Raw genomic sequence first — 16,763 nt, forward strand, 5'->3', positions numbered from 1 at the left:
GTCCTGTGATAGATCGTTCGTTATTTTTCGTCTTTAACAATGACGGGCAGCGGCTTGTAGATCAAGTAGTAAATCTGCTGTCCGAGCTCAATCCGTCCGCCCTGGAACTCATCGTACAGGGTGATTTTGTAGGAGCCGCCTTTAAGCTGTTTATACAGACCTCTGGTGATGGAAAGGGTGTACGTGTTATTGTCACCTTCCGTCAAATCCGTGCCAAGCGTCAATGTTTTTTCCTGCGTCAGGCCGAATGGATCTGTAATCTTGGCAACCAGCTTGTGATCCAGCGCATCTGTATCATAAGAGTGGTCCTGCGTGAGCTTGTAATCGACCTCGATGCTCATGCTGTCGCTGCCCTCCGAAATTTGACCTTCTGAACGGATCACCGAGAAGTTGTAAGGGAATATAGAGATTTGGCCAAGGTTCTGCACAGGTACAGGCGTTACCGGATTAAGCTTGAGCGATGCAACATTGACATAGCCTGTCGCTTCCTGCCCAGCTTCACTCAGCTTACCGCCTGTAATGCCGGTTCCGAGGTAGAGTGACATGTCATTGGTCTGCAAGGCCCCCGGAATTTTCGCCCAGAAGGTAACCATCTGCTTCCCGCCTGGAGCGGCAAGGCCGGCAGATTGAGAAGACTGTGCTTCATAGAACTGTCCATCCGCAGTCCGGTAATAGGCTTTCAGCCGCGTAAGCGAGCTTTGTCTTTTCTCCTCATTGCTCATGAGCAGCTCTGTGTAGATGATTTTGGAGGTACTTGAGCTTGAGTAGACTGTGGTTCTGTTCTCCTGAACCTTTGAGTTTTTACCCTTTTCAGCAACTATATAGTTCCCGCCGCGCTCAATAGTCGTAACACTGTTCATATCACTGCTCGTGCTCAGTGCAAGGAAGGGTTTCTTCTCCTCGTTCTCTGTGGTGTACAAGCTAATATTTAGCGCTGAGAACTCTTCAGCGTACGGAATTTTGGTCAGCACATCGATTTCGGCGGAGCTGCCCGGAGCAAGCTCTGCAGATTCTTTGTCCATGATAATCTCTGTCGACGAAGTCAAATCGAGATTATTCAATTTGAGCGCCCCCTTGAGTTCAGGCAGGGACAGGGTTACAGATTGCGTGTTGGTCAGCTTCAGCCTGGCGATAACGATATCATCATCCTTCCACGGATAACGCTGAATGGATTGGATACTGTACGAGAATGTTCCGTACGGATTCGTGGTTCTGTATTCCTGTCCTTGCTGGACATTGGTACGTAGCGTATAAGGGATCGTGAAGTAAGCAATAGGAAAAGTCAGCTTGCCAACTGCATTACCGCTTACAGCCGGTGTTCCGGACGTTCCTCCAGTTTCCGTTCCGGCAGTTGGAGCAGGAAGCTCCTGCCCCACGGCTTCGATCATCTGCAGCTGAAGCGTACCCTGTTCAACCTCCAGCGGTACTGACGCTGTAAGCGGAATTACTTTTACCTCCAGCGGTCTAAGTGTTATTCCGTTTAAGGCTTTGGCATTGACCGGAAACGTTCTTCCTTTTGCCGATTTGACAGCAAGCTCGTAGGTGGGCAGGGTAACGGCTTTGTTCCCTGTATTCTTCAGTTCAAGCTGAAAAGACCATGCAGCCGACGCCTTATCGGCATAAACCGAGGCATTGCTGAGCTTGGTTTCGATGGTATTGCTGTTCACTATGATGGTCTTGATGGCTCCATTGCCTACAACCAGATTTGGACTTGTCGCTGCCGGGAGCTTAAATGAAGCACCGGGCAGCTCCAGCTTCAGGGTTACATCCTTTTGCGTGAACAGAAGCTTCATGTTGTCGGTTTTGAGATAGGCTGGGATTTCCGCTAAGTAGTAGATGCTCTTCTTTTCTTGAGGCTGAATCTTATAACCGTCTTGGGTGCTGCTGAGTGACAGTTCAAATGAGGTTCCGCTGGCTGAAACCAGATAGGCTGTGTAACCGGGATCGCCAAGGACCTTGCTGCCTTTATTGGTCAGGCTTAGCCCTACCTTGGCATATACCTTGCCGCTGAATTTGAAGATTTGCAGGGATTCTGCTGCTGCTGTTACGGGGATATCGTTCATTAGCGTGTTCAAACTTTTACCGCTTGCCACAGTGGTGGAATAATTGGCCGGAACCGCAAAGGTGCCTGCCTGCCGCAGATAGCCCTTGGTCTTGGGGTCCCAGACATACATTGCAATCTTCATTCCTTGAAGAGACTCGCTCTGACCTACATTGACATAGTACGTCACCTGCAGTGTTTCATTGGCGTCCACTTTCTTCTTCAGTGCATCTGCTGTAACAGGAGTACCCGGAATCACCGAACCTTCAGGGGTTACGACCCGAGAGAAGTAACGCACCAGATTGGCGCCTGTTCCCCCGGCATTTGAATATTTCACTGTGTACGTCAGAATATTGCCGCCCGTTTGTGTCCATATGTTTACATTTTCGAGCGACGCTGTTACTCCCGATCCAATAACTATGGGACTAATCTTGGGTGTCACCGCAGCAGCCATGTTGGCTGAAGGTATGGAGCTTGCTGAAGCCTGTACCGTTCCAGGTGCCAGGCCGGCCGCCAGCTGACCGATGACAAATGTGCCTGCCAGCACTGCCGCATATGTATTTTTATACAATCTCATTATTTTCCCCCCAGGTGTTTTACTAGAATCCATTATAGTGGCAGCTGAAGAGGGAAATGTATCCAAACTGTTACTCTTGCTTGGAAAATGTAACTTATTTGTTATCTAAGGAACTCTATGAGCTAAAAGCTCTCCGGTATTGATTGGGCGGAATCCCCTCCACCTGTTTAAAGACCTTTATGAAGTAGCTAGATTGCCGAAAACCGGACTCCAGGGCAACATGAGAAATGGAAAGGGAGGTGGAGGCCAGCAGCAGCTTGGCTCTGGCAAGACGGCATTCGGTTAAATAGCGGTTCGGAGTCTTACCCATAATACTACGAAACAGGCGGAGGAAATGATAGCTGCTGTAGCCCGCAAGTTTGGCCATCGTCTCCAGCGTCCACGGGCGCTCGCATTCCCGGCGGATCATATCTGCGGTGCGGCGGATCGAGTGCCTGATCTCCAGCGGAACCGATCCATGTAGCGGCTCGGAGTTCTGCAACAGCGTAATCAGTATTTCATAGAGCAAAGCAGAGAAACGGGGTTCGCAGGAGGTCTCGAAGGATTCACTAAGCCGGTACATCTCTTCAAAAACCGGGATGAGCCCGGCATCAGGATCAAACGTAAAAAAGTAGCCGCGCGACTGGTCCACCTCCTCCAGCAGAGGCAAAGGGATGCTCGTGCCGAAATGGATCCAGCGAACCTCCCATGGGTGATTAGGATCAGCTCCATACTGCTGGTAAGCCCCCTTCGGGAAGAGAAAACCTCTGCCCCGTCCCATAGGAATGCGTTCACCCTCCTGGAAGACATAACCTTCCCCGGCAAAAACAAGATGCAGATTATAACTATTCAGCAAGCCCTCACTTCTGCGTTCCGCATGCTGTGGAAAATCCGAATAATGCCCGATAAATTCCGGATAGCAGACGTAATGCATATAGGCCGGTGCGGGTAAAACCCATTGTTTGTTCATAGGGGATCCTTTCTACATAAGCCATACACGCAATATAGTAATACAATAGCAATATTGTGTTATATATGAATCAGTATACCTGATAATACAATAGATTCATAACAATCCTACAGCATATTTTTACACTTGGAGGTTGAAAATGAATACTATATCCACTACTGAATCCTTTGAGCTTGGCGTGTGTTACTATCCTGAGCACTGGCCGGAAGAACTCTGGGCCGACGATTACCGGCGAATGGTTGAAACCGGATTCACGATTGTCCGGATGGCTGAATTTGCCTGGACCCTCTTTGAGCCTGAGGAAGGTGTCTTCCAGTTCGATCTGTTTGACAGAGCCATCAATCTGGCTCATAGCCACGGTCTCAAGGTGATTCTGGGAACACCCACGGCCACACCTCCCGCTTGGCTCACCGAGCGTTACCCTGAAGTGTTGAATGTTACCTATGACGGAGTGACGCTACAGCACGGCATGCGCCGTCACTATAATTACAGCAGTTCGAAGTACCGGGAGCTCTGCGCCAGAATCACCAGGCAGCTTGCGCAGCATTATGGCAATCACCCGGGTGTGGTTGGCTGGCAAATTGACAATGAACTGAATTGTGAAATCAATGTGTTCTATTCGGAGAGCGATCACCAGGCCTTCCGGGAGTGGGTACAAGCCAAATATGAAACGCTGGAGAAGCTGAATGAAGCTTGGGGAACTGTCTTCTGGAATCAGACCTATAATAGCTGGTCACAGATCTTTCTGCCACGACCCACTCCGTCACCCATGCAGCCTAATCCGCATCAGGCACTGGATGAGAAGAGGTTCATTTCCGACAACACCATATCTTTTGCCAGAATCCAGGTTGATATTATCCGGGAACTGGCCCCTTCCCAATGGGTAACCACCAATGGATTGTTCGGACATCTCGACAGCCATGAACTGAACGACCAGCTCCTTGATTTCTTCAGCTATGACTCCTATCCCCAGTTCTCAAGCATAAGTACCGATCCGCAAGAAGCAGATCCGCTGCTGGACCGGAGCTGGAGCCTCTCGTTAACAGCAGTTCGTTCGATTAGCCCTAATTTCTGTATCATGGAGCAGCAATCCGGCCCGGGCGGCTGGGTGAACCGCATGGATATGCCTTCACCCAAGCCTGGTCAGATGAGGCTCTGGACATATCAGTCCATTGCTCATGGTGCGGACAAGCTGCTCTACTTCCGCTGGCGGACGGCAACTATGGGCAATGAAATATATTGGCATGGCCTCAATGACTATCATAACCAGCCGAACCGCAGGGTCAGGGAAGCAGAACAGATTGGCCGGGAACTGGCTGTTGCAGGCAAACATATTGTAGGTACGCGATCTAAGGCTGACATTGCCATTCTGCGTGATTACGACAATGAATGGGATGGTGAATACGATGTCTGGCACGGACCCTTTATGTGGCAGAGCAACAAGGAATGGTTCAAGGCACTGCAGAAGCGTCAAATCCCGAACGACATCCTATACATGCGTAGCAAAACCACTCTAGAAGACCTGATTCCTTATCAGGTTCTAGTCTATCCGCATCCGGCCATTATGAGCGATGAGACAGCAGAGCTTCTGGATCAATATGTGCAGCAAGGCGGAACGCTGATTTTCGGCTGCCGGACCGGTTACAAGGATACCCGAGGACAATGCTATATGCGGCCTTTTCCCGGTGCTGCGAGGGACCTGTGTGGCATCACTGTTGAGGAATTCACTATGGTCAAAGGCACCCGTCTTCCCACTTCCATCCGCTGGGGCAGTGATCCTGAGGCGCTTACCGGTGCTGATGCGTTCAATGATATTCTTCATGTCGAAGAGGACACTGTCGAGGTTATGGGGACTTATGCAACCGATTATTATGCCGGCAAACCGGCTGTCACCCGAAACAAACGCGGCAAAGGCGAGGTATGGTACTTCGGAGCTGTATTTCATGCGGATGCAGCACTTAAAATCATCGACAGGCTTCACCTTCACTCCCCTGTAGCTGAGTGGCTGGAGTTTCCTTCGGAAGTAGAGCTGCAAATCCGCAAAGATGAAAATAACAGCTATACGTTCCTGCTGAACTTCAGTGAAGAACCTGCGACCGTCCAGCTCAAAGAGCAAAGAACCGATCTGCTGACCGGTTCGACTCTCTCCGGCTCGTACACACTCGAAGGCTTTGGGGTACTGGTACTCTACTGAGGATGTATTTTAATTACAAAGGGTTCTTCCTTCAGATTAATTCTGTGTGGGAGAACCCTCTTTTTTGATATAGTAGAATAATATAATTGTATAATTAGCTTGCTTATTCCAAAAGGAGAACAATTTATGGACAACGATGCTCTGATTCAAGAGATCAACCGATCCTATCCGTTGGAGATCCTGCATATTGAATTTCACCGGGAGATGATCGGCAGGGTATATTTTCTGCGGAGCCGTCATCATAAGTATGTGCTGAAAATGTACCGCAGTTCCAAAAAGGATGACGTTTTGCAAACGATCCGTATCCTCGATTTTTTACATACAAATTCTTACCCGGTAGCCACCATTGTCAGGAAGAACGATAATTCCAGCTATTTCAGCTTAAGTTGTCAGGAGAACTGGAATATTGCCATAATCTATGATTATGAGGAAGGAACAATGCCTGACGGCAAAATTGAAGCAGAGCACATTGGACAACAGATCGGGGAACTGCATCAGGTCATGAAGCGATATCCCCATAAGCTTATTAACCGAACAAAAAACGAATACATAAACGACTATATTACCATTATGGGGGAGATGGATTGGGATTCAGAGAAGATCCAGGAACTCAAACTCTACGGCGATGAATTATGGAAACGTATCTCTAAGCTCCCTACAAGCTTTTGCCATGGGGACCTGCATACGGGGAATATGATCAGGAACCAGAGCGGAGAATATGTTCTTTTGGATTGGGATGATGCTTCAGGTGACTATCCAAGCATGGATGTTGCATATATGTCTGACGATACCCACTTTAATGAATTTCATCCATCCATGTACGATAGGACCATGCGTTTGTTTGAACGCTTTTATTCCGGCTATAGCAGAACCTGCTCCCTGAGCGGTAATGAGTGTAATGCTATTTTCGATTTTATTGCTGTAAGGCATTTTCAGATTATCTCAAGAATCGTACGATCACAAGGATTGTCCAGCATATCCATAGCGTTTTGCGAGGAGCAGTACAATTGGCTTACTAAGTGGCAGAAACTTTGCTTAAGGGGCGCTGCAAACAGATGAAACCTTTGGAGTAGCTATTCAGAGAAGCACAGGTTCCGCTGCTATCAGTGAAAAATGGATGCACGGTCTGAACCTTACGGCTTATCTCAATTGGAGCCTGGACAATATCGCCGGTGCTTTTCTGGGCCAATGGATCGCTGACCCCGAGCAATGGGGGCTTGATTTCGCCCTCCCGGCGATGTTCCCAGGTCTGCTCGTACTCACCATCCAGAGCAGAAACACGCTGCTGACGGATATTCTCGTTGGGGCTGCTGCGATGTTAATTGCCGTCGGTGTATCGGTTCTCCGGTCACCCAGTATAGGTGTGATTATCGCAACCGCAGCAGCCTCTACGATAGAGTGTTAATCGAGAAATGGAAATAAGACTGGATATTTCCTTCAATATCATTGGAGCGGCACTGGTTACTTTCATCCCAAGGGTGCTGCCTCTATGCTTCTTAGCCTGAATACGCTTCCAGAATGGGGCATGCGCTGGCTGAATCATGTACCCGTAGCGGTCATCTCCGCACTGGTCGCCCAGGAACTGTTCACCACGGATGGCCATTTCACCAATTTATCCAGCAATGTAGAATGGATAACAGCTTTGCCAACCCTATGGGTTGCCATCCAAACCCGCAGTCTGCTGGGAACCGTTGTTGCGGGAATCCTATCGCTGATGCTTCTATGACTATTATTCGGATAAGCTATTCAAATATGCATCTGCTTCTTCATAAGTCGGATAGTACACAGCAAACTTCCCGAAGAGTCTGTTCATCTGCATCTTCCACACAGGAGAGTTCGCAACATACACCCATCCGCCCACTCCATGTGCAACTGCCAATTCACCTGTAGGTGCGAGCATGGCGGCCACCTCGGGGGTAAGGATTGATTTAGACTCGGTTACATCGGTGACTCCAGTAAAGCCAGGTTTCAGTTTCTTCATTGCTGCTTCAAAATCAGATATATAAGCAGGCACATCCGTTTCAGTCAGACCAAATGCTTTTACAACCACTTGATTTTTGGCTACATTTACTTCCATAGTGTAAGGCATAATGATTCCCCCAGTATAAATTCTACCCTATTGACTCATTATCTCGATTCAGAAGAGTAAGTATATGAATTATCGGTTTTTTAAAATCATTATTTTAGGGAATAAGGGAATTTATCCCTTGGATATTCTGCATATTTCACTTAACTTTCACCTATAAGCTCCAGATCCTTTTGACAAAGCTCCCAATCTTCCCGATCGCTTCCTGCCCTTCCGGGAGCAACGCAGACATCAACTGGAACACGCTCCACAGGTTCTCCCAAATTTCAAGTGTGGCTTCTCCTCCGTAAGCACATACACGCTCTGCGAGCCGTTCGGCATCACTCAGCAGCACTTCCTGATCTCCGGCCTGTATTAAATAAGGGGGGCAGTCCATCCAGCGGTAGCCTTAGCGGCGATAGCAGCGCAGGTATAATACCGTTATAGCCGCCCAGGTAATCCCGCAGGATTCTCTGATTCCCCTCCCGGCTTCCCGTAGGGTCCATTTCAGCCCTGCTGTCATACGACTCGCCGTCCAGATGGACGAGATCACTGTGCGGGGATAGAAGAAATGCGGCTGCGGGCAGTTTATCCCCTGCGTCCCTCAGTGTGATCAGCGTCATTAGTACGAGAGAGGCGCCTACAGAATCGCCGCCCAGGATGATGTCTTCCGGCAGAAAGCCTGTTCGCAGCAGCCAGCAGTAAGCAGCAAGACAATCTTCATTGGCAGCAGGATACACATACTCGGGTGCAAGACGATATTCTAAGGTAAACACCCTTACTCCGCTGGCAGCAGCGATTCTTGCTGCCAGGTCACGGTAGATCTCACAATTGCCGGAGATAAAACCTCCACCATGAACATAGAGTATGACCTTCCCATTACCCTTTTCGGAGGGGTCCACTGTAACATTCAGCCATTCTCCTGCCACCCCGTCCACATCAACCCTTTCGGCAGATACTTCATGAAGCAATGGTAATTGTTTGGCGGATTCCGCCATCTCCAGACGGATTTGTACTGCTGTTTTCCCTGCGGTCTGATTATTTTGCTGCAAATGTTGTCTGATCGCTTGAAGCATTTCCTTTGAACTCGGCATCTTTCATTCCTCCCGGTATTGGCTTGACACCTGTATTCTAAACCCTGTACTACGGTACAGAGTCAAGCAGGATCAACACCGCAACGCATTAGGAACCTCGCCAAAGTTTATTTTTCCATCCTGAGAACTTGCAAAGTCTCCTTCACCCCAGGATGCCGCTCTGCGGATTCAAGGTTTATTTTCAGATCCTTCAGAAGCTGTCTGGTAGTCTCGCGTTTCGCTATTTCCAGATCAACAGCGATCATCTTACGCTCTATTGCCAGAATGAAATCAGAAACCCCTATACTTCCGTCCTCGGACTTTACTAACGCTTTTTTGATTTCACGCAGCGTGAATCCACAATTCTTGGCATTCTGTATAAAAGCGATCCGGGTGAGTGCCTCCTCCGTATACATCCGGTAACCCGAGGTCGTCCGTTGCGGCCGGGGAAGTAAGCCATGCTTCTCATAGTACCGCAGCGTTTCAATATTGACTTTCGCTTCCTTTGCCAGTTCTCCCCGTAAATAGGTAACCATGTACTTTTCCTCCTCCCGCTGAACCTATAACGGCTATAATTTCAGCCTTTCCTTCAACTGCCTGACTTCAGCTTCCGAAGGCTCAGTCCCGCCATACCTTGCCTGATTATAGAACCGGAGAAGCTGAGCGGACGAGGCGTCTGGAGCAGTCTCTTGAGCCTTACGCTGGGGTTTCCTGCTCTCATTCCATTCTGCAATATCCACCGTAGTCTCTTGAGGGGTAAGATAGCTCCTCTGCAAGTATCCTTGGGCACGTTTGTTCTTCAACCAATGGCGGTACAACCAGCGGGTCTGCTCACGCCCCCCGTTCATTCCTTCCCAGCGGTCCCGTCTGGAGGCAGAGGTTGTACGGCTCCGCCAGTACTCTCTTACGCCTTGAACCGTCTTCTCCCAGGTGAAAATACTTTTCTCCTCGTCCTGATAAGCGGTATTATTCTGCGGTGATTCTCTGCGGAGCAAGGATAACAGAGAGTCGATGAATTTCCGCCAGACTCCACCTGAATTGCGATATAACCAACGAAGGCCAAAATACAGGATTACGATCAGCGCCGCAGCTCCGATGGCATAAAATGCAGCATTCAGGATCATCGCCAGCAGCCCCGGCTCATGGGTTTCAGCCGGCGGCATCTCAGGCATCACCTGCGGTGGAGCTTCCTGCTGCGGCTCTGGCTTACTTGAATCAGAGAACAGACGGCTCACCCAGCCGAAGAAGGCCTGTGCGGCATGCCAGAGGAACAGTCCCAATGCCCGGCCTGCACCAGCCGCAAGCAAAGCCGCCACCGCAATGAACAACAGCACAAACAAACGGTTATGCCGCCGAATTCCCCTCGGAAGCGGAGAACCGTCTCCCGTGAATGAGCTGTAATGCAAGTGGCTGGTGTTGGAGTCCAGAAGGGCAAGAATTAGACAGAGACTGCCGCTCCAGGTTAATACAGCAACACTAGGCTGAAGCAGCGGAATTCTGGCGAATGCGATAGTGGCTACAAAATATACTGCAATGCCGGCAGTATAAATTCTGAGCCTGCTGCTACGGCCCCCGGCAGTTATACCCAGATATGCAGATATGATAGCACCTGCATACAATGGGATTTCTCTTAATGAAAATGCACCAGCCAGAATTCCTGCCAGCACGCCAAGGAGAAGTGCCGCCAGGAGCTGCTTCCACTTCCGGTTGCAGCTCTGCCTTAGCATTACCCCCGCCATGGATATTAGCGGCAGGGTATACATCCAGGGCAGCGCGGTAACCCCGGACTGCAAGTACTTCTGTAGCACGATCCATACAGGGAGGAATAATAGCCATTCCACAATACTATTCAACAAGAGACGATGCGTCGATTTCAAGTGTTCCGGTGCTTGCAGCTTCATGCGCTATTCCTCCCTGAGGCCGGAATTTCCAGCCACTCTACACCGTTCCCGGACAGCCGCAGTTGTTCGGCTGCCTGCTGAAGTTCCGGGCCGAGGTGACAGGAAATAATCAGGTAATCCGTATCGGTGTTTCCTTTCTCCGCTTCCTGCTCCAGCAATCTGCTCATAGGCATCGTCCGGTCCAGCTGGAGCCTTGCCAGCAATCCTAGAATGTCATCCAGCCGCCCCATGGGATTAGCATCTACCGGATCATTCGCACCCTCTCCGTCCAGCCTGCCGTTACTGAGAAAACCCGTTTCAATGCCATGACCAACCGCATAATCCGATATTGTAGCAGCATAGCGAATGCCAAGCTCAATCCGCTCCACATCCGTCACTGTTCTCCACATGGAATCACTGATCTCCATGTTCAGGCAGATGACAAGCCTGGAATCAGCCGTAAAGTCCTTCTTGTGAACCTGCATCCGGCCGGTACGGGCCGTGGCCTTCCAGTTCAATGACCCTAGCGAATCGCCAGGACTGTATTCACGTGTGCCAGCCGTTAGGAACGGGTCGTGAACGATCCAACGCTTGACGGGCAGCTCGCCCAGCCAGCTATGTATTGGAAGAGGCAGCTCGTATAAGTCCACGATCATCGGATATACCATCAGTTCCAGCTGCAAGGGAAAGGTTTGGGTGCTGCGGCTGAGTCCGAATAAATCACCGGTGGTCATGGTTGCTGTATCCAGCCGGAACAGCCCCCGCTTCATACAGCGGACCTTGTGTGTCCGTTTGATATGGCGGTAAGCCCGAAGGTAGAACAGGCTCAAATGATTCTGATAGATTTCGCCACTGCTGATGCCCAGATTCTCCTGACTTCCAAATTCAAGCCCTTGGGCGATGCTGGACTCCAGACGAAGCCAGGGCAGCGGCAGCAGCTTGCCATTGCTGATCTCTTCCACCATCTCCACTGATTCCCCCTCAAACACCGCTTGTGAAGAGAAATAACGGGTATAGTTCACCTTCTTCAGAGCGTTCCGCTGATACAGCGTCGAGATGAACAGCATCAGCAGAAACGTGCTGATGATAAACCAGGGCAGTGTCATGATTTAGTCCACCCTTCCACCTCTGGCGGCCGTTACCGGCTCAGCCGGAACCTCAACCTCGCGCAGTACCTGCAGCACAAGCTCTGCTGCCTGCCCTTCACGAGAACCGGGTCCGCGCTGCATAAGCAGGCGGTGGGCAAGTACAGGAACCGCTACGGCCTTGATATCATCTGGCAATACATAATCCCGTTCCCGCAGAAGTGCGTAGCCCTGGGCAGCACGAAGCAGCCCAAAGCCTGCACGGGGGCTTGCGCCTAGTTTGACTGCAGGAGCTTTGCGCGTCGCTTCAACAATACGAATCATATAGCCCAGAAGGTCATCACTAACAGTGACGGCTGCGGTAAGCCGCTGCAGTTCTTGAATATCTCGTCCTGTAGCTACTGCAACTGTATCTTGCAATGGATTATTCCCGCGGAATCTTTGAAGAATATGGACCCCCTCTTCGAAGGTTGGATAACCTGTGGTGATCCTCATCAGGAACCGGTCCAGCTGTGCTTCCGGCAGGGGAAACGTCCCCTGACTGTCCACAGGATTCTGTGTAGCAATAACAAGAAAAGGCGCTTCCAGTTCATGTGTCAGGCCGTCGATGGTAATCTGGCGTTCCTCCATGCATTCCAGCAGGCTGGACTGGGTACGTGGAGTCGCGCGATTGATCTCATCCGCCAGGAGAATACTGGCAAATACCGGACCGGGCCGGAACTGGAACTCGCCTGTTTTCTGATTATAGTAGTTGATTCCGCTAAGATCCGAAGGCAACAGGTCCGGTGTAAACTGAATGCGCTTGAAGGAACAGTCCAGTGAGCGTGCCAGTGTTTTGGCGAGCATTGTTTTGCCGGTGCCGGGTACATCCTCCAGAAGGACATGCCCATTCGCCAGCAAAGCGGTCAACAGCAGATCCACCCCTTCCTCTTTGCCGACAATAACTTTACCAAGATTGACTCTTATTGCTTGTATTAGTGCGTTTGCTTCCTGAAGCATCATGAAGAATAACACCATCCGTTCCATATTTAGGTATGTGCTAAAGCTTAATCATACCAGAAAGCGCATCCAATTTATAATAGATAAGTCGCAGCCGTCATTTGACAGCCCGTCCGATTTTGGAGCGGGTGAATGCCGCAATGAAGTAATATACGGGAATGCACTCAATAAATAACCAGAAGCCGATAATTAAATCCGAGTTGAAATTACTATAGTACATTACAATATTGCGTGAATACAGATAAGCAATTATCGTGGAGCAAATCGTCAATAACGGGATCATCAGCCTTTTCCCCTTCTGCTTGCTCAAGTGCAAAGCACATTTACAGGCGATATAGATTAGAAAGGCTGCATGAATAAACATCGAGGCTGACCAGATGCCGATAAGAAGAGGGTCCAGATTGCCAAGTATATTGTGGTGTGAAGAACTGCGGATCATCTCCAGAAACGGGTATTGCAGTTCTTTGCCCAGATGTGGACCGAAGTTAAGCATAGTCATTATCCAGCCTGTTAATACAATCAGAAGGATAGAGATACTGGATACTGCCAGTATTTTCAACATTTTGCTTCCCATCCGAAGCTCCGGTGCCAGGAAGAGAAAAACAAGCCAATCCGCAAACCATGATGTTACCGAAATAGAGTCCTTGAGTGCAATGCCGGGATCATGGTAATGCAAAAATGCAGGAAGCATCGAAAGATCTGCATACGGTATAAACATATATACGGAAAGCAGTGATGCCATGAAAAAAATCAGGAAAATTCCATCCGCCATATAAATGATAGTAGTTATTCCTAACGTCGCAGTATACATGATTACCAGTCCAATGATGATTTGTATGAAGATGGGGGGAGTTCCCCGTGTATAGTTGGATCCAAAAAAAAGAACAAAGTTCTCAATATCAAACGAAGCATAATAAATACACCAGCAGAGCAGTAAGAGTACCATCAGCCGGTGAAGCCATGTTCCCACAATCTCTTTGCCAAAGTCAATCCAACCCTGGTCTGGCTTTAGCCTTCCAACTTGTATGGTAAAGAATAAAATGCACAAACTTAAAAAACCGCCTCCAACCAGCGCGATCCATCCTTGGTAGCCCGAAGTTTCCACGAGAATAGGAATCAGGAAAATAGTGGTCTGGGAACTGAAATAGATCAGACTGAATCTGAACAACTGCCATTTTGTGGTGTGCATTTGACTCCCGTGCCTCCTATCCTCATTTTACTGAACCCAAGTCCTGGATGCTAAAAGCAGACGTTACCTTAATCTTTACGTCATGCGTATAATAATCCTCCCAGCGGCCCTTAAGTTTCTTCCATTCTTCAGGATAATTCCATTCCACACGCATACCCAGCTGCAGAATATCCGCTCCCGCTTCCTGTGTAGCTAGAAGTGCATCGGTAACATCCTTGACCACCGCTGCTTGAAGTTTTTCTATAACAATAGAGCTGAGTTCGACCGCCTTCCTTCCCAAGGAATCTTGGAAATTGGTGATGCTTACCTTTCCCTTCAGCTTGACATAGAAAACCGGTCCATCGTCCGTTAATACCGATCGAATTGAAGATGTATTGCTTAAAAACAGCGCTGTGGCTTTACCCGAGCCTTCTTCATCCCAAGTAATCGTGTATTCGGGCAAATTCAAATGACCCGAGAGATGTCCGGCAGCCCAAGCGAGCGCCCTGCTCTCACGAAAATGCAATGTACGGCGAAGCCTGGCTTGCTGAAACATTGCAGCTCCCTGGATACCGGCCCAATGAACAGGCTTGCCTTCATCTGAGAGGTGGCTGTTCTGACCTATTGACAAATAATTCATGGCATAGCCCATTTTGGAAGACTCCGCCAGCAAGCAATCTTTCACCGTTGTTGCAAATAGAAGATTTTCCTCCGAAAAATTCATCAGCACCTGATCCGGCAGCTGTTCAAATATTGCAGAGAGTTGGGTGACCTCCTTCGCTTTGCCCGGAGCCGTCATCACATAAGTCCCCAGAGGGAACTCCGGCTGCCGTTTGAACCACTCCAGCGCCTCATCTATTCCCTGACGGGCATATTCCTCTCCGAAGACAATCACCTTGATATGGGAGATTTCCAGCCTCCGTGACAAGTCTTTTTGAATTAAAATAACCGCATCCGTAATGTTTGAGGCCGTTTTGGAAACCATGAAATGGGATTTGACGTTTCCGCCCCCCGCCTGTGTGCTGGAGAGAAGACGGTTGGGCAGTGGTGAGCTGATCGACACTTCAACCGTTCCCGGTTCTTTCCCGGCATCGATATAAATACCAAAGATGAAGGTAAGCTCATCCAGCTCTATTTTGGACCCGCAGCCGGCCAGATTCAGAAGCAGCAGAACGCTCAGAAGCAGCTTCAAGAGCTTCATTTCTTTTTTTGCCTCTTTTCATTTTTAGTGTTCGTGAACGAAGTGCTTCTTTTCATCATAAAAGGAGAAGGTACACGAAGCAGGGTGTCCTTCCAATCCTGGAATACCAGAGGAGCGACCGGCTGCAGATAAGGAGTCCCGAAGGATCTGAGATTCGCTAGATGTCCATAAATGGCAAATGCCGCAACAATTACGCCAAGCAGCCCCAACGTTCCGCCGAGAATCAGCATCACAAAGCGGAGCATCCGAAACGTCAGACCCAGATCAAGGTGAGGGATAATATAAGAAGCGATGCCTGTAATAGAAACTACGATAACCATGGGAGCTGAAACAATTCCCGCTTGTACAGCAGCCTGTCCGATTACGATCCCGCCAATGATGGATACGGTCTGCCCAACGGGCTTGGGGATCCGGGTCCCGGCCTCTCGAAGTGCCTCGAATGTGAGCTCCATAATCAAGGCCTCCGTCAAGGCTGAAAACGGAATATTTTCTCTCGCAGCAGCAATGGTAATTAAAAGGTCAGAGGGAATGATCTGGCTGTGAAAGGTAGTGATGGCGACATATAAAGCCGGGAGCAGCATGGATACGATGGAGAAAAAGAAACGGACTAATCGAATCCAGCTTCCTGCATAAAAGCTCTGATAGTAGTCTTCCGAGGATTGCAGCATGGAAAAAAAGGTTACCGGTGTCAGCAAAGCCGAGGGCGTCCCGTCCTGCATCAACCCTACCCGTCCTTCCATGAGGGATGCTGCAACTGAATCCGGACGCTCCGTATACTGAAATATTGGAAAGGGCGAGTATTGGCCCTTCTTCATTTGCTCCGCGATTCCGTTGATCCCCAATACACCGTCCACTGTGATGTCTCCCAGCTTTTTCTTGAACTCTTCCACAATTTCCGGCTTACACAACCCTTCAATATAGACCAGATACACATCGGTTTTCGTATACCTGCCGATAGAGAAATGAATAGTCTTCAAATCTGAATGCTTGATCTTATGCCGCAGCAGGGACAGGTTCGTCTGCACATCTTCAATAAAAGCCTCCTGTGGCCCTATAACCACCAGCTCATTCTGCGATTCGGAGACCGTTCTTTTCTGATAATGAGTGATCTCAAAATAATATACATAGGGAAGACCTTCAATCGAAAGCACGGCATTACCGCTGACAATGAGCTCAACCACCCTGTTCACCTGATATGCCTTAATATAGGGAATGGCAAAAGCCGATCCGTGATCCAGCCGTTCCAGAAACCGCGGCCAATCCGGTTCTGAATTCGCCTCTGCTTTGAGCGGTGTGGAGACAAATTCCTGCAGGCTTAGAGTATCGACAATGGAAGGAATGTAGATCAGCATACAGGCATGTCCGTACACATTAATAGACTGATATACTGCATCGCTGCAATCTGTAAGCTGCTCCGTTATAGCCTCCAATACCCTTTGCTCCGTCACCGCACACACCTCCTATAGTTATCCTGGGGAATCCAAGTTAGTTTGCCAATGATTCGGTTAGTTATGCGCGGCACCCCTCGGTT

The 16,763-nt window shown here is 49.3% G+C and carries 16 protein-coding genes; 4 read left to right on the plus strand and 12 right to left on the minus strand.

The genetic code is table 11. From position 1 onward, the window contains the following. Positions 1-20: 20 nt before the first annotated feature. Together A3844_RS00675 and A3844_RS00680 are read right to left on the minus strand one after the other, a co-directional pair. Positions 21-2,618 (minus strand): hypothetical protein, encoded by a 2,598-nt coding sequence (locus A3844_RS00675; RefSeq protein WP_074106289.1) that lies wholly within the window; start codon positions 2,616-2,618, stop codon positions 21-23. Positions 2,619-2,733: 115 nt separating this feature from the next. Further along, the gene (locus tag A3844_RS00680) at positions 2,734-3,567 is read right to left on the minus strand and encodes a helix-turn-helix transcriptional regulator (RefSeq protein WP_074106290.1); all 834 of its coding nucleotides are present in this window, start codon (positions 3,565-3,567) and stop codon (positions 2,734-2,736) included. A 139-nt stretch (positions 3,568-3,706) separates the two neighbouring features. Here A3844_RS00680 and A3844_RS00685 point away from each other — a divergent pair, with 139 nt between their 5' ends. The 4 genes from A3844_RS00685 to A3844_RS00700 all read left to right on the plus strand — a co-directional run bounded on the left by A3844_RS00685 (position 3,707) and on the right by A3844_RS00700 (position 7,487). After that, positions 3,707-5,761 carry a beta-galactosidase gene (locus tag A3844_RS00685; protein ID WP_074106291.1) on the plus strand — a complete coding sequence of 685 codons (2,055 nt, stop codon included), beginning with the start codon at positions 3,707-3,709 and terminating at the stop codon, positions 5,759-5,761. Between the two features lie 126 nt (positions 5,762-5,887). After that, entirely contained in the window at positions 5,888-6,820 is a 933-nt protein-coding gene (locus A3844_RS00690) for a phosphotransferase enzyme family protein (protein WP_074106292.1), read from the plus strand. Between the two features lie 58 nt (positions 6,821-6,878). Beyond that, positions 6,879-7,166, plus strand: coding sequence for a hypothetical protein (locus A3844_RS32120; protein ID WP_074106293.1), 288 nt, complete (start codon positions 6,879-6,881; stop codon positions 7,164-7,166). A gap of 84 nt (positions 7,167-7,250) precedes the next feature. Next, positions 7,251-7,487 (plus strand): AzlD domain-containing protein, encoded by a 237-nt coding sequence (locus tag A3844_RS00700; protein WP_074106294.1) that lies wholly within the window; start codon positions 7,251-7,253, stop codon positions 7,485-7,487. Positions 7,488-7,490: 3 nt separating this feature from the next. Here the strand turns inward: A3844_RS00700 and A3844_RS00705 are convergent, their stop codons facing one another. The 10 genes from A3844_RS00705 to A3844_RS00745 form a co-directional block, all read right to left on the minus strand. Next, positions 7,491-7,850 carry a hypothetical protein gene (locus tag A3844_RS00705; RefSeq protein ID WP_074083501.1) on the minus strand — a complete coding sequence of 120 codons (360 nt, stop codon included), beginning with the start codon at positions 7,848-7,850 and terminating at the stop codon, positions 7,491-7,493. A 151-nt stretch (positions 7,851-8,001) separates the two neighbouring features. Further along, on the minus strand, positions 8,002-8,181 hold the full coding sequence (locus A3844_RS31675) for a hypothetical protein (RefSeq protein ID WP_083606621.1): 180 nt from the start codon (positions 8,179-8,181) through the stop codon (positions 8,002-8,004). Further along, positions 8,168-8,920: an alpha/beta hydrolase fold domain-containing protein gene (locus tag A3844_RS00710; protein ID WP_083606622.1), complete on the minus strand. Its 753-nt coding sequence runs from the start codon at positions 8,918-8,920 to the stop codon at positions 8,168-8,170. The genes A3844_RS31675 and A3844_RS00710 overlap by 14 nt, the downstream gene beginning before the upstream one ends. A gap of 107 nt (positions 8,921-9,027) precedes the next feature. Further along, positions 9,028-9,435 (minus strand): MerR family transcriptional regulator, encoded by a 408-nt coding sequence (locus A3844_RS00715; RefSeq protein WP_074106295.1) that lies wholly within the window; start codon positions 9,433-9,435, stop codon positions 9,028-9,030. A 33-nt stretch (positions 9,436-9,468) separates the two neighbouring features. Then, the gene (locus A3844_RS00720) at positions 9,469-10,800 is read right to left on the minus strand and encodes a DUF4129 domain-containing protein (protein ID WP_074106296.1); all 1,332 of its coding nucleotides are present in this window, start codon (positions 10,798-10,800) and stop codon (positions 9,469-9,471) included. Next, positions 10,797-11,885, minus strand: coding sequence for a DUF58 domain-containing protein (locus A3844_RS00725; RefSeq protein ID WP_074083505.1), 1,089 nt, complete (start codon positions 11,883-11,885; stop codon positions 10,797-10,799). Before A3844_RS00725 ends, A3844_RS00720 begins: the two co-directional genes overlap by 4 nt. A gap of 3 nt (positions 11,886-11,888) precedes the next feature. Further along, positions 11,889-12,866 (minus strand): AAA family ATPase, encoded by a 978-nt coding sequence (locus A3844_RS00730; RefSeq protein WP_074083506.1) that lies wholly within the window; start codon positions 12,864-12,866, stop codon positions 11,889-11,891. 94 nt (positions 12,867-12,960) lie between these two features. Then, entirely contained in the window at positions 12,961-14,052 is a 1,092-nt protein-coding gene (locus tag A3844_RS00735) for a GerAB/ArcD/ProY family transporter (protein ID WP_074106297.1), read from the minus strand. 22 nt (positions 14,053-14,074) lie between these two features. Continuing rightward, positions 14,075-15,232, minus strand: a complete 1,158-nt coding sequence (locus A3844_RS00740) for a Ger(x)C family spore germination protein (RefSeq protein WP_074106298.1) — start codon at positions 15,230-15,232, stop codon at positions 14,075-14,077. Next, entirely contained in the window at positions 15,229-16,689 is a 1,461-nt protein-coding gene (locus tag A3844_RS00745) for a spore germination protein (protein WP_425270592.1), read from the minus strand. The genes A3844_RS00740 and A3844_RS00745 overlap by 4 nt, the downstream gene beginning before the upstream one ends. Between the last annotated feature and the right edge of the window lie 74 nt (positions 16,690-16,763).

This window comes from Paenibacillus helianthi (genome assembly GCF_001909055.1).
Lineage (GTDB): Bacteria > Bacillota > Bacilli > Paenibacillales > Paenibacillaceae > Paenibacillus_AQ > Paenibacillus_AQ helianthi.